15 protein-coding genes are annotated in these 12,600 nt (G+C 69.3%); 13 read left to right on the top strand and 2 right to left on the bottom strand.

The genetic code is table 11. The features are described from left to right. Nucleotides 1-71: 71 nt before the first annotated feature. Genes queA through IPN47_04820 form a run of 6 tightly spaced genes read left to right on the top strand, consistent with a single transcriptional unit; the run spans nucleotide 72 to nucleotide 4,540 of the window. A complete protein-coding gene (gene queA / locus IPN47_04845; protein MBK9407375.1) occupies nucleotides 72-1,112 on the top strand; it encodes a tRNA preQ1(34) S-adenosylmethionine ribosyltransferase-isomerase QueA in 1,041 nt (346 codons plus the stop codon). Between the two features lie 16 nt (nucleotides 1,113-1,128). Next, a complete protein-coding gene (locus tag IPN47_04840) occupies nucleotides 1,129-1,500 on the top strand; it encodes a hypothetical protein (protein MBK9407374.1) in 372 nt (123 codons plus the stop codon). 3 nt (nucleotides 1,501-1,503) lie between these two features. Then, nucleotides 1,504-2,667: a tRNA guanosine(34) transglycosylase Tgt gene (gene tgt / locus IPN47_04835; GenBank protein MBK9407373.1), complete on the top strand. Its 1,164-nt coding sequence runs from the start codon at nucleotides 1,504-1,506 to the stop codon at nucleotides 2,665-2,667. 8 nt (nucleotides 2,668-2,675) lie between these two features. After that, nucleotides 2,676-3,035: a preprotein translocase subunit YajC gene (yajC, locus tag IPN47_04830; GenBank protein ID MBK9407372.1), complete on the top strand. Its 360-nt coding sequence runs from the start codon at nucleotides 2,676-2,678 to the stop codon at nucleotides 3,033-3,035. Further along, nucleotides 3,032-3,601: a peptide deformylase gene (def, locus tag IPN47_04825; protein ID MBK9407371.1), complete on the top strand. Its 570-nt coding sequence runs from the start codon at nucleotides 3,032-3,034 to the stop codon at nucleotides 3,599-3,601. The genes yajC and def overlap by 4 nt, the downstream gene beginning before the upstream one ends. Then, nucleotides 3,602-4,540 (top strand): methionyl-tRNA formyltransferase, encoded by a 939-nt coding sequence (locus tag IPN47_04820; protein MBK9407370.1) that lies wholly within the window; start codon nucleotides 3,602-3,604, stop codon nucleotides 4,538-4,540. 256 nt (nucleotides 4,541-4,796) lie between these two features. On the opposite strand, the gene IPN47_04815 is transcribed toward IPN47_04820, so the two are convergent. Together IPN47_04815 and IPN47_04810 are read right to left on the bottom strand one after the other, a co-directional pair. Next, entirely contained in the window at nucleotides 4,797-5,060 is a 264-nt protein-coding gene (locus IPN47_04815; protein MBK9407369.1) for a hypothetical protein, read from the bottom strand. Beyond that, nucleotides 5,057-5,881, bottom strand: a complete 825-nt coding sequence (locus IPN47_04810; protein ID MBK9407368.1) for a haloacid dehalogenase-like hydrolase — start codon at nucleotides 5,879-5,881, stop codon at nucleotides 5,057-5,059. The genes IPN47_04815 and IPN47_04810 overlap by 4 nt, the downstream gene beginning before the upstream one ends. Nucleotides 5,882-6,059: 178 nt before the next feature. On the opposite strand from IPN47_04810, the gene IPN47_04805 reads away from it, so the two are divergent. The 7 genes from IPN47_04805 (at nucleotide 6,060) to lgt (ending at nucleotide 12,550) form a co-directional block, all read left to right on the top strand. Continuing rightward, the gene (locus IPN47_04805; protein ID MBK9407367.1) at nucleotides 6,060-7,166 is read left to right on the top strand and encodes a GntR family transcriptional regulator; all 1,107 of its coding nucleotides are present in this window, start codon (nucleotides 6,060-6,062) and stop codon (nucleotides 7,164-7,166) included. Between the two features lie 91 nt (nucleotides 7,167-7,257). Beyond that, on the top strand, nucleotides 7,258-8,625 hold the full coding sequence (rsmB, locus tag IPN47_04800) for a 16S rRNA (cytosine(967)-C(5))-methyltransferase RsmB (GenBank protein MBK9407366.1): 1,368 nt from the start codon (nucleotides 7,258-7,260) through the stop codon (nucleotides 8,623-8,625). Beyond that, nucleotides 8,622-9,350, top strand: coding sequence for a PASTA domain-containing protein (locus IPN47_04795; protein MBK9407365.1), 729 nt, complete (start codon nucleotides 8,622-8,624; stop codon nucleotides 9,348-9,350). The genes rsmB and IPN47_04795 overlap by 4 nt, the downstream gene beginning before the upstream one ends. Further along, the gene (locus IPN47_04790; protein MBK9407364.1) at nucleotides 9,347-10,015 is read left to right on the top strand and encodes a ribulose-phosphate 3-epimerase; all 669 of its coding nucleotides are present in this window, start codon (nucleotides 9,347-9,349) and stop codon (nucleotides 10,013-10,015) included. Before IPN47_04795 ends, IPN47_04790 begins: the two co-directional genes overlap by 4 nt. Next, complete coding sequence (locus IPN47_04785) at nucleotides 10,012-10,572, top strand: TlpA family protein disulfide reductase (GenBank protein ID MBK9407363.1); 561 nt, start codon at nucleotides 10,012-10,014, stop codon at nucleotides 10,570-10,572. Before IPN47_04790 ends, IPN47_04785 begins: the two co-directional genes overlap by 4 nt. Nucleotides 10,573-10,642: 70 nt before the next feature. After that, nucleotides 10,643-11,680, top strand: coding sequence for a tRNA (adenosine(37)-N6)-threonylcarbamoyltransferase complex transferase subunit TsaD (gene tsaD / locus IPN47_04780; protein ID MBK9407362.1), 1,038 nt, complete (start codon nucleotides 10,643-10,645; stop codon nucleotides 11,678-11,680). Between the two features lie 24 nt (nucleotides 11,681-11,704). Beyond that, nucleotides 11,705-12,550: a prolipoprotein diacylglyceryl transferase gene (gene lgt / locus IPN47_04775; protein ID MBK9407361.1), complete on the top strand. Its 846-nt coding sequence runs from the start codon at nucleotides 11,705-11,707 to the stop codon at nucleotides 12,548-12,550. The last annotated feature ends 50 nt before the right edge of the window (nucleotides 12,551-12,600 follow it).

Raw genomic sequence — 12,600 nt, 5'->3', positions numbered from 1 at the left:
GTGACATTCGCCGGGTGCACGGGCTTGGACGAGCCGACGCACCCGGCGATTTTGCGTGACACCCCGATCGCATGCGCATACCGACCTATCCCACCGCCGCCTTCGACTTCGAGCTCCCGGAGTCGTCCATCGCCCAGTCGCCCAGCGACCGGCGCGATGCGTCGCGCCTGATGGTCGTCGATCGTGCCACCGGTCGCATCACGCACCGCACCTTCGCCGACCTCGCCGAGTACGTCCCGGCGGGCGACGTCCTCGTGCGCAACACCACGCGCGTCATTCGCGCCCGCCTCCTTGGCACGCGCGACTCCGGCGCCCCTGCCGAAGTCATGCTGCTCAAGCCGTTAGGCGATCACCGCTGGGAAGCGATGATCCACCCGGGCGGCAAGCTGCGCCCGGGGCGCGTGGTGCACGTGGCGCCGGGATTCGACGTGCACATCGAGTCGGTCACCGAGCGCCGCACCCGCATCGTGCGGCTGGCCTGCGCGCTCGACGACAGCGCCGCCATCGAGGCGCACGGCCACATCCCGCTCCCCCCCTACATCCATCGTGCCGACGCCGGTGCCGATGTGGAGCGCTACCAGACGGTGTATGCCCGGGAGGCCGGCTCCGTCGCCGCCCCCACCGCCGGACTCCACTTCACCCCCGAACTGCTCGCGCGCCTGACGAGTCAGGGTGTGCAGCTGGCGGACGTCGTGCTGCACGTGGGCGCCGGGACGTTCAAGCCGGTCGAGGTCGACGACGTCACGCAGCACGTGATGCACGAGGAGTGGTATCGCCTCGACGCCGCCACCGCGAGCCAGCTCAACGCGGCACGCGCCGACGGCGCGCGCCTCTGGGCCGTGGGCACCACCTCCGTGCGCACGCTCGAGTCCAACGTCGACGCGCACGGGAGCTTTCACGCCAGCGAAGGCGAGACCTCGATCTTCATCTATCCGCCCTACACGTTTCGCGCGGTGGATCACCTGGTCACCAACTTCCACCTGCCGCGCTCCACGCTCCTCATGCTCGTCGCCGCCTTTGCCGGCCACGAGCTCATCATGGACGCCTACCGCACCGCGGTGCGCGACGGCTACCGCTTCTACTCCTATGGCGATGCGATGGTCATTCTCTAGGCTGGCGCTGTGCGCCGTGGCCGCAGCGTGCGTCACCACCACCACGCGCGCCTGGCTCCCGTCGCCCGCCAACCCGACGTACACCACGACGACGGCCGAGCCGGTGCTCGCCGAGTACGTGCGGCTCCAGTGCGAGGCGCTGCGCAAGGCACAGCACCCCGACACTGGCAGCGCACGCTTTGTCGTCGACGTCGACACCAGCGGCACCGCCACGCGTGCCGAGCTGGTACGGGGCACCCCCGATCCGCTGCTCGATGGCGTCTTCGGCACCGTCGCGGCGCAGCTCAAGTTCGCGGCGGCCCCCAAGGCGCACCGCGAGCCGGTCGGCATCGCCTATCGCTGCGACGGCGACCGCGCGCACGTCACCGTCACCACGCCGGCGCGCTGATCGGTGACCGACACCTCGTTCTCCTTCGAGCGCCTCGCCACCGACGGACACGCGCGCGCGGCCCGCTTCAGCACGCCGCACGGCGTCGTCGAGACGCCGATCTTCATGCCGGTGGGGACGCTCGCCACCGTCAAGGCGCTCGACCCCGACGACCTGCGCGCCGCGGGCGCGCAGATGATCCTCGCCAACGCCTATCACTTGCACCTGCGCCCCGGCGATGAGCTCGTGCGAGACATGGGGGGACTCCATCGCTTCATGCAGTGGGACCGCCCCATCCTCACCGACTCCGGCGGCTTCCAGGTCTTCTCGCTCGAGACGCTACGCACCATCACCGAGGAAGGGGCGGAGTTTCGCTCGCACATCGACGGCTCGAAGCGTTTCTTCACGCCAGAGCGCGTCATGCAGATCGAACGCAACCTCGGCGCCGACGTCATCATGCAGTTCGATCACGTCATCCCGGGGCAGTCCGAACTCGCCGCCGCGCGCGACGCCAGCGAGCGCTCGCTGCGCTGGCTCGACCGCTGCCGCAGCGAGTTCGAGCGTCTGCAGCGCGAGCAGGGCGATCCGCACGGCACCCCGCAGGCACTCTTCCCCATCGTGCAGGGCGGTATCCACCCCGAGCTGCGGCGCGAGGCCGCACGCGCCATCCGCAGCGCCGGCGAGTGGGTCGGCTACGGAATCGGGGGGCTCTCGGTGGGCGAGGCCAAGCCCGACATGTACGCCATGCTCGACGTGGTCGATCCCGAGCTCCCGGTCGACCGTCCGCGGTACCTGATGGGCGTCGGCTTCCCCGAAGACCTCATCGAGGGGGTCAGACGCGGCGTCGACCTCTTCGACTGCGTCGCCCCCACCCGCATGGGGCGCAACGGGACCGCCTTCACCAGCGAGGGGCGGCTCAATGTCAAGCGCAACGACCTGCGCGCCGACCCGCGCCCCCTCGATCCCGCCTGCGACTGCGCCACCTGCAGCCGCTTCTCACGCGCCTACCTGCGCCACCTCTATGTGAGCGACGAGATCCTGGGACTGCGCCTCCTTTCCTTGCACAATGTACATTTCCTCCTCTCCCTCATGCGCCAGGCGCGCCTCGCGATCCTCGAGCACCGCTTCGAGTCGTGGAGCAGCGACTGGCTCCTTCGCCTGACGTCCCGCGCCACCCCTCCGCAATGATCGTCTCCATGCTCCCCGTGCCGTTCCTGCTGCAGGCGGCCGGTGCATCCTCGCCGCTCCTCCCCTTCCTGTTCCAGATCGCGGCGATCTTCGGGATCTTCTACTTCCTCATGATTCGCCCGCAGCAGAAGCAGCGGAAGGAACACGAGGCCCGCCTGCGTGCCCTCAAGCGTGGCGACACGGTCGTGACCGCCGGCGGCCTCGTCGGCGAGGTCATGCACATCAAGGAATCCGCGAAGGACGGGGCCGCGGAGAAGTCGATGGACGATCACATCACGATCAAGAGCGGGGAGTCGCGCGTCGTGGTCGAGCGTGGCAAGGTGGCACGCGTCCTCTCCGGTGAACCCTCAGCCGCCCCCACACCGTGAGCCTGTTGAAGATCCAGGTCCTCGGCTCGTCGATCTTGCGGGTCGAGACGACTCCGGTGGCCGAGATCACCGATGAGTTGCAGCTGCTCATCGACGACATGTTCGAGACGATGCACGCCGCCCAGGGGATCGGCCTCGCCGCCCCGCAGGTGGGGCGCAGTGAACGCCTGGCGGTCATCGAGATCGAGGGGGAGCAGTACGTCATCATCAACCCCGAGATCGTCGAGGAGAGCGGGAGCGCCAAGGACGAAGAAGGGTGCCTGTCGATCCCCGAGATCTATGGCGAGGTCGAGCGCTCCACACAGGTCGTCGTCCACGCGATGGACCGCCACGGCAAGCACTTCGAGATTGCAGCCGACGGACTCCTCGCCCGCTGCCTGCAGCACGAGATCGACCACCTGCACGGCAAGCTGTTCATCGACTACCTGTCGTTCCTCAAGCGGCGCGCGGCCATCGCCAAGTGGGAACTGCAGAAGTCGAAGTATCCGGACCTCGTGCGCGAGCTGACCCCCGACGTGGTCAAGCGCCTGCGCGAGGACCACGAGCACGACGACGAGCGCCTGTAGATGCGCGTCCTGTTCTGGGGGACCCCCGACTTCGCCTGCCCGCCGCTCCGCGCCCTGCTGGGCGAGGGCTATGACGTCGTCGGAGTCGTCACCCAGCCCGACAAACCGCAGGGGCGATCGCGCTCCGTGCTCGTCCCGTCCCCCGTCAAGGTCATCGCCGAGGAGGAGGGACTCCCGGTGCTGCAGCCGGAGAAGCCGCGCGGCGACGACTTCGAGCGCGCCCTGCGGTCGCTCGCTCCGGACCTCTCCGTCGTGGTCGCCTACGGGCACCTCCTCCCCACGTCGGTCATCGACCTCCCGCCGTTAGGCACGCTCAACATCCACGCCTCGCTCCTCCCACGCTGGCGTGGCGCCGCCCCGATCCAAGCGGCACTGCTCGCCGGCGATGCCGACACCGGGATCTCGATCATGCGCATGGTGAAGCGCATGGATGCGGGCAACGTGCTGCTCCAGGTCCCCACCCCGATCCTCGACGACGAGACCTACGGCGAGTTGCAGCTGCGACTGTCCGAGCTCGGCGCCCTGGCCATCGTCGAGGCGCTCACCCTCCTGTCCCTCGGCCCCGTCACCGAGGTGCCACAGGACGAGGCGCTCGTCACCTTCGCCTCGAAGGTCGAGCGTGAGCAGGCCCAGGTGGACTGGACGCAGGACGGCCACGCGGTGTCGCGCCGCATCCGCGCCTACGACCCGCGACCAGGGGCCTTCACCACGCTCCGTGGCCTCGACGTCAAGCTGTACGGCGTGCGCGTGGCCATGGATGCGCAGGGGGAGCCCGGGACCGTGCTCGGCATCGACGAGAGCGGGATGCTGGTCGCCTGCGGGGCGGGGGGGGTGCGCATCGCCTACGTGCACCCCGCCGGCAAGCGCCGGCTCGCCTCGCTCGATTGGGCGCAGGGACGCGGCATCGCCGTGGGCGACGTCCTGGGAACCGCGGCGTGACCGTCCAGGAGCGCGTCAGGCGCTCCTTCGCCCGGCAATCGTTCATGGCGCACCTGGGCGCGGCGGTTCAGCGCGTCGCTCCGGGGCTCGTGGCGATCACCGTCAGCCGCAACGATGCGCTGCTGCGACAGCACGGCTTCCTGCACGCCGAGGCGAGGCGTTCGCCGTGGACGGCGAGGTGCCGCGCCTCATCGCCGCCATGCAGGGGAGCATGATGGCCGTCCGCAGGCGCGACGGCATCAGCGACTAACGACGCTCAGCGTACGCCCTCCCCACGCACCGCCCCACCGCGCGCCACACGCGGCGCCAGCGTCGTCCACGTCGCCGCCCCCAGCACCAGCACGTTGGCCACGATCACCGGGGTCGCGCGAATCGCCACGCCATACAGCAGCCAGAGCGTCGCCCCCGCCATCTGCAGCACGCGCAGGGTCTCGGCGCGTCGCGCGAAGTACGACGCCGTGAAGACGATCGTCGCCATCCAGCCGAGGTAGGGCGTCACGTACGCGGAGAGCATCGTCATGCCGCCTCGCGCCCCGTCTCCCCGCCGGGTGAGGAGACCGTCACCCGATCCGTGCGCTCCCGCTCCCAGTCGCTGAGGGTGAAGCCGTTGACCTCGAACAGCGCACGGATCGCCGCCGGCTTCCAGTGAAAGACCTGCTCCATGATCGGGATGAGGACCGGGAAGGCGCTGTCGCTCAGGACCGTGCGCTTGGCGATGCGCGCCAACTGGCGGTTCTCCGACACGGCAATCGTGAGCCCATCGCGGTTGTTCACGTGGAGCATCACATGCACGTCGGAGCTTCCGTCGCCCACGTACACGACACGATCGGGGGGGATGCCGAGCGTGCGCTCGAGCTCTTCGATCGCCGCCACCTTGCCGTAGCCCGCCGCGACGCGACGCACCGCCCGGACCTCTCCCGAGCCCGGCTCGAAATCGAATTCGGTCGCGATGATGTGCTCCGGCTTCACGATCCCCTCGAGCGCCGCCTCCACCACGTCGCGAGGCGCCGCCGAGATCACGTAGAACGAGAAACGGGCGTCGTCGAAGCCACGCTCGAGGAACTGCACCAGCGCCGGGATCGCCCCCTTCAACCGAACACGCCGCCCCGCCTCGGCGAGGTGCGCCCGGCGCACGCCGCGAAACTCCGGATCGTGTCGAATCAGGTACGCCAGCTCGCCCCCCTGCTGGACCAGGCTGCTGCGCGCGAGCCCTTCCACCTTCGCTTCATATCCCGAGATCCCCAACAGCTCGGCCAGCACATGCCCGGAATCGTTGAAGCTCAGCGTCTGGTCGAAGTCCGATGCGAGGAGGAAATGGCGAGTCGTGGTCGAAACGGTCATGCGTGTTCCTCCGCTAGAGACTCTTATTGCTATAGCAATGAGATGACGCTATCGTAGCCGATTGCCGCGACGTCCGTCAAGGATCTGTGCCTCATAACTTCATAAATGACAATGATTTACACGAAGTTTACCGGCGCATCACGAGAATGAATTTGTCATGTCAAACTGACGCTACCGTATGAGCCAGTTCGCGCCGACCGGACTGAAACACGCGCACGTCTTCGCCACGCTGCGACGAGAGATCCAGTCGGGGCGCTGGCGGGTGGGCGATCGCCTGCCAAGCGAGGCCGAACTCGTCCGGCGATTCGGTCACTCCCGCATCACCGTCGGTCGCGCCCTGCGCGACTTGCAGGTCGAGGGGCTCATCGAACGGCGCGCGGGCTCCGGCACATATGTTCGCGGGCCGTCGGCAAGCGGTGCCCTCTCCTTCGGTCTCCTCATTCCCGATCTGGGTGAGACCGACATCTTCGAGCCGATGTGCCAGGGAATGATGGACTCCCCGCTCGCACGCCAGCATGCCCTGGTGTGGGGGAGCGGTGCCGGTGATGCGCCGTCCAAGGCCGAGCGCGCATGGCAACTCGCCCTCCATTATCTGGAGCGCGGTGTCTCGGGGATCTTCTTTGCCCCGCTCGAACACACGCCGGAGCGCGATGCCGTCAACCAACGCATCGCCCGCGCCTTCGACGAGGCGCGCATCCCGCTTGTCCTGCTCGATCGCCCCCTCGACCCCTATCCCATCCCCGGAAGACACGATGTCGTCGGTATCGACAATCGCGCCGCCGGCGCCGTCGCCGCCGATCACCTCCTGCGCCTCGGCTGCCAACGCCTGGCCTTCGTCGCGATTCCCCACGCCGCCGCCACCGTCGACGCCCGCGAAGCGGGGTATCGCGAGGCACTCTACACACGCGGTGCGCTCGTGGACCGCGCCCTCGCGCGGCGGCTCGACCCGGACGACGAGGAGGCGGTCGCGAGTCTGATGCGCGAGCGCCCGGACGGCATCGTCTGCGCCAACGACCGCACGGCGGGACGCTTGATGCACGCCCTCCGACGACTGGGCTACAGCGTGCCGCGCGACGTTCGGCTGGTGGGGATCGACGACGTGGAGTACGCGTCCCTCCTCCCCGTCCCGCTCACCACGCTGCGGCAGCCCACACGACAGATCGGTGAAGTGGCGCTTGGCGTGATGCTGCAGCGCATCGCACAGCGCGACCTCCCGCCGCGCGACACGCGGCTGTCATGCGAACTCGTCGTGCGGGAATCGTGCGGCGCCCGGCGCGACAGATAGGGCCCACGGTGCGCCACCCTTCCCGGTGCATGACGCCCATGGGGTGATTCGCCCCACCTCGTCCCTCCCTCGGACCGACTATCTTTTTCGCATGATTCCAACCGACGGTTCGCGTGCCCGCGGCTCCACCCTGCTCCGGGGTGGGGTGACCGACGCGCGCGTGGCGGCCGCCGACATCATGGCCGACCTGCGGGGAGGCGACCTGCTCGACGCCGCGCTCGACCGACGGGCATCCGGGCTCGACGCCCGCGACCGGCGCTGGGTCCAGGAGCTGGTCTACGGCACCCTGCGGCGCCGTGCCCTGCTCGACGCGTATCTCGCCGACCGGGTGCGCGGCGGGCTCGCGCGCCTCGACGCCGACCTCACCGACATCCTGCGGCTCGGCGTCTACCAGCTCCTGCACATGCGCTCCGTCCCGCCCTACGCGGCCATCGCCCAGAGCGTGGAACTCGCCAAGCGGCGGCACGGCATCGGGGCCAGCAAGCTCGCGAACGCCGTGCTGCGTCGTGTCGATCGCGAGCGCGAGGATGAGACGCCGTCGCCCAGCGCCGCTGGCCTCGACCCGATCGATCAACTGGCCTTGCAGGGGTCGCATCCGCGCTGGCTCGTCGCCCGATGGGCCGAACGGTGGGGAATGGACGAGACGCGTGCGCTTCTCGACATGAACAACACCGAGGCGCCGATGGTGTTGCGGCCGTGGGGGCTCGTGCGCGAGCAACTCGAGGCCACGCTCGAGGGATCGGGCGTCCAGGTGGAGGATGCCCCGCTCGTCGAGGACGGACTCGCCGTCGCGGGGCACGTCGCCCTCGCGGAGGTCGGTGCCTTTCGTCAGGGGCTGTTCTTCGTACAGGATCCGGCCGCCACGCTCGTCACGCGCTATGCGGCGATCCCGCCGGGCGCCACGGTCATCGACCTGTGCGCGGCCCCCGGCGGCAAGTCGTTCGAGCTGGCCCGCACGGCATCGGTTGTCATCGCGTGCGATCGCTCGCCCGCGCGCCTCGAGCGCATGCGGCAGAACGTCCAGCGGCTCGACGCCCGCAACGTCACGCTCGTGGCCACCGACGCGAGAGAGACCGCGCTCAGCGCCGTCGATGCGGTACTCGTCGACGCGCCATGCACCGGCACGGGGACCTTCCGCCGGCACCCTGATGCCCGCTGGCGCCTCCGGGTCTCCGACCTTGCCGTGAGTGGGGCGGCCCAGCGCGCCATCCTGCGCGCAGCCGCCGCCCTCGTGCGCGCGGGCGGCCTGCTCATTTACAGCACCTGCTCGTTGGAGCCCGAGGAAAACGACGCGCAGGTGACGCAGTTCCTGGCCGAGCATCCCGACTTTCAGTTGGAGCCGCCTCCGGCGGGGACGGTCCCCGAGTCGACGATCGATGCCGGAATGCTGCGGGTGATTCCCCAGCGCCACGGCGCCGACGGGGCATTCGCCGCACGCCTGCGACGGAGCGCCGGGTGAAGCCCACCCGTCGCGTCAGCGCGTGGCTCCAGCACCTGGCGATGGCGGCCGGCGGCTTTCTTCTCGCCTACCTGTTCATCGCCTTCGTGGTGCTCCCGGACGACATCGCGCTGGGCGACATCACCATTCCCGGCGTGGTCGGGCTCACGCAGGCCGATGCCCAGCGCCGACTCTCCGGTCTCGGCCTCAAGGTTTCGTTAGGCGAATCCCGCTTTTCGGCCGACGCCCCCAAGTCCACTGTCCTCGCACAGAACCCGCCGGCGGGGAGCGTCGTCGCCCCCGGCACGACGATCTCGCTGGACGTGAGCGCCGGCCAGCAACGGGCAACGATCCCGGCGCTCGTCGGCCTCGCGAGCGAGGACGCCGAGCGCGAACTCAAGAAGGCCGGGTTGCAGCTGGGGCAGCTGCAAGAGCAGCCGTCCGACTCGGCGAGGGGCCTCGTGCTCGGCTCCAATCCGTCGGATGGGCAGGTCGTCCCGCTCGGGACGAGGGTCGACCTCATCGTGAGCGCCGGCCCCGCCCAGCTCACCATGCCCGACGTGGTGGGACAGGACTTCGAGTCCGCCGCGGCCTTGCTCGCCCAGCTTGGCCTGGTCACCGCCCCCCCCGACCACGACCCCGACTCCACCCTCCCCCGGGGGGCGGTGGTGAGCCAATCACCCGCCGCCGGCGCCTCCGTGGCGGCCGGCACGACCATCACGCTTCGCGTCGCAGGCACGCCATGAAAGTCCGCATCGCCCCGTCCATCCTCAGCGCTGACTTCGCCCGCCTGGGCGACGAGATCGCCATGTGCGAAGCCGGCGGCGCCGACTGGATCCACATCGACGTCATGGATGGTTGCTTCGTCCCCAACCTCACGTATGGTGCCAAGGTCATCGAGACCTGCCGGCGCCTGACGACGATGCCGCTCGACGCCCACCTGATGGTGCTCGAGCCGGAGAAGTACTTCGACTCGTTCGCCAAGGCCGGCGCCGACATCATCACCATCCACCAGGAAACGGCCCCGCACCTGCACCGACAGGTCGCGCGCATCCGCGAGTTGGGGTGCAAGGCGGGGGTCACGATCAACCCGTCGACCCCGGTGGCCACGCTCGTCGATGTCGCCGCCGACGTGGACATGATCCTCATCATGTCCGTGAACCCGGGCTTCGGCGGGCAGAAGTTCATCCCGCGGTCGCTCGACAAGATCCGCCAGGCACGCACCCTCCTCGATGAGGCCGGGAACCGCACGGCGATGATCGAGGTCGACGGCGGCATCTCGCGCGACACGATCGCCAGTTGCTGGCGATCGGGTGCCGACACCTTCGTGGCCGGCAACGCGATCTTCGCCGCCAAGGACCCCAAGGCGGAGATCGCGGCGTTGCGCGGGCTCTGCCAGGAGTCGGTGTGAGTACCGCTCGCCAGTGGCAGGTGGTCGGGCTCATCGTCGCACTGCTCGGCGCGGGGCTAGTGTACAGTGCAACGTTAGGCGGCAGTGCCGTCGAGCAGGTGCGCGTGGGGGCACGGACGCCCGAGTTCCACGCCGCCACGCTCGACGGCTCGGCGCGCACCAAGAGCATCGCCGACTACAAGGGCGAGGTCGTCCTGATCAACCTCTGGGCGACCTGGTGCGGCCCGTGCGTCATCGAGATGCCGAGCATCCAGCGACTGTACGATCGCTACCGCGACGCGGGCCTCAAGGTCGTCGCGGTCGCCGTCGACGATCCCGGCTACGAGCAGCGCGTGCTCGATTTCGTCGCCGAGCACAAGCTCACCTTCGAGATCCTGCACGAAGGGACCGGCAAGATCGAGCAGGCGTTCCAGACGCAGGGCATCCCGGCCACCTTCCTCATCGGACGCGACGGGCGCATCCGCAAGCTCAGTCTCGGTGCAGACAACTGGGACTCGGCCGCCAACCGGGCTGTCGTCGCGCAACTGCTCGGCGTCAACGAGTCGGCCGCGCCGTGAGCGGACGCGCCGTCGCGCGGACGACCGGGCGCTCCCATCCCTGTTGCGGCGCCAACGCGCGGAGCGCCTGATGCGCATCCTCGCGCTCGAGACCTCGTGCGACGAGACCTCGGCCAGCGTCATCGAGGGTCGCGGCGACGCCGTGCAACTGCAGTCGCTGGTGATCCTCTCGCAGGATGTTCATCGCATTTTCGGCGGCGTCGTGCCGGAGATCGCCTCGCGCGCCCACCTCACCGCCGTCGTCCCGGTCGTCAACCAGGCGCTGCACGAGGCCGGATGCTCGCTCGCCGACGTCGACACCATCGCGGTCACCCACGCCCCCGGGCTGGTGGGGGCACTCCTGGTGGGCGTGAGCTACGCCAAGGGACTCGCCCTGGGTTCCGGGAAGCGGTTGTTAGGCGTGCACCACATGGAAGGGCATCTCTTCGCCACCTCCCTCGAGTCGGCCGACGCGGTCCCCCCGTTCACCGCCCTGCTCGTCTCAGGGGGACACACGCTCCTGCTCGACGTCGCCGAGTGGGGGGCGTATCGCCTGCTCGGCGCCACGCGCGACGACGCGGCGGGTGAGGCCTTCGACAAGGTCGCGAAGCTGCTCGGCCTCCCGTATCCCGGCGGACGTCCCATCGAGCAGCTCGCGGCCACGGGCGATCCGTCACGCCTTCGCTTCTCTCGCCCGATGCTGCGACGGGACCAGCATCCCGGCGACGCCGATTTCTACGACGTTTCGTTCAGTGGCCTCAAGACGGCGGTGTTGCACGCCGTGCGCGACGCCGCGGACCTGGCCGTCGAGGCGCCGCACATCGCGCGCGCCTTTCAGGACGCGCTGGTAGACACGCTCGTAGAGAAGACGTATCGTGCGGCGCGGGAGCACGGACGCCGCCGCGTGGTACTGGGCGGCGGCGTGGCCTGCAACCGCGCGCTCGTGCAGGCGATGCAACGGCGACTTGGTGACCTCGGGGCGACCGTGTACGCACCGTCGTCGCGCCTGGCGACCGACAACGCTGCCATGATCGCCCGCGCCGCACTCTTCCACGCCGAGCGGGGTACGTCGAGCGACTGGACCCTCAATGCACACGCCGCGCTGCCCCTTCCGGGCCTCGCGGGCTGATTCGACACATCGCGCACCGCGTCCATGGATCACATCGTACATCACCCCTGGCAGATCAACCTCGGCCCGCTCTCGCTCACCGGGTTCGGGATTGCCGTGCTGATGGGGTTCATGATTTCGCAGATCGTCACGCAGCACGAACTCACGCGCCGTGGGCATGAGCTCGAGTCGCAGGCCATCCCCGACATCGTCTTCGCCTCGGTCATGGGGATGCTGCTCGGCGGAAAGCTCTACTACATCCTCGTCATCACGCACGACTGGCGCGACTTCTTCACGCGCGCGGGCTTCGTCTTCTGGGGCGGATTGATGGGGGGCGTCTTCCTCTGCTGGCTGTACATCACGCGAAAGAAGCTCTCGTTCGCCCGCTTCAGCGACGTCGCGGGACCGGCGATCGCCGCCGGCTACGCCGTCGGGCGCACCGGATGCTGGGCGGTCGGTGACGACTACGGGCGTCCGTGGGACTCGCGCTTCGCCGTCGCCTTCCCCGAGGGGGCACCGCCGAGCACCGCCGGGATCATGAACCGCCTGTTCGGCACGCCGATCCCGCCAGGCGCAACGCCCGATACCGTATTGGCCGTGCACCCCACGCAGATCTACGAGACCGGCATGGCGCTGGTGATGTTCCTCATCATCTGGCGCTTCCGCGATCACAAGCACGCCGAGGGATGGCTGTTCGGGATGTACTGCGTCCTCGCCGGCATCGAGCGCTTCATCGTCGAGTTCTTCCGCGCCAAGGACGACCGCTTCTTCGGTCCGCTCACCGCAGCGCAGGTCATCGGCCTCACGATCGCCGCCATCGGCGTCGTCGTGATGGTGATGCGCTCCCGCACGGGCCCCGGGCGACCTGGGATCTACGCGGCCACGGCCTGAGTCCATCGCGCACGGCGGCGCACACGCTCATCCGCTCGCCCGCAACACCT

The organism is Gemmatimonadota bacterium (assembly GCA_016719105.1).
Classification (GTDB): Bacteria; Gemmatimonadota; Gemmatimonadetes; order Gemmatimonadales; family Gemmatimonadaceae; genus SCN-70-22.
Note: the sequence above shows the minus strand (reverse complement) of the source record. Positions and strands in the feature narration are given on the sequence as shown.

What these genes read in the sequence shown, in the direction of transcription:
- lgt (MBK9407361.1), top strand. Translation starts at nt 11,705, where the DNA reads ATGGATCACATCGTACATCACCCCTGGCAGATCAACCTCGGCCCGCTC.
- yajC (MBK9407372.1), top strand. Translation starts at nt 2,676, where the DNA reads ATGCTCCCCGTGCCGTTCCTGCTGCAGGCGGCCGGTGCATCCTCGCCG.
- IPN47_04815 (MBK9407369.1), bottom strand. Translation starts at nt 5,060, where the DNA reads ATGACGATGCTCTCCGCGTACGTGACGCCCTACCTCGGCTGGATGGCG.
- queA (MBK9407375.1), top strand. Translation starts at nt 72, where the DNA reads ATGCGCATACCGACCTATCCCACCGCCGCCTTCGACTTCGAGCTCCCG.
- IPN47_04790 (MBK9407364.1), top strand. Translation starts at nt 9,347, where the DNA reads ATGAAAGTCCGCATCGCCCCGTCCATCCTCAGCGCTGACTTCGCCCGC.
- IPN47_04805 (MBK9407367.1), top strand. Translation starts at nt 6,060, where the DNA reads ATGAGCCAGTTCGCGCCGACCGGACTGAAACACGCGCACGTCTTCGCC.
- IPN47_04820 (MBK9407370.1), top strand. Translation starts at nt 3,602, where the DNA reads ATGCGCGTCCTGTTCTGGGGGACCCCCGACTTCGCCTGCCCGCCGCTC.
- rsmB (MBK9407366.1), top strand. Translation starts at nt 7,258, where the DNA reads ATGATTCCAACCGACGGTTCGCGTGCCCGCGGCTCCACCCTGCTCCGG.
- IPN47_04810 (MBK9407368.1), bottom strand. Translation starts at nt 5,881, where the DNA reads ATGACCGTTTCGACCACGACTCGCCATTTCCTCCTCGCATCGGACTTC.
- tsaD (MBK9407362.1), top strand. Translation starts at nt 10,643, where the DNA reads ATGCGCATCCTCGCGCTCGAGACCTCGTGCGACGAGACCTCGGCCAGC.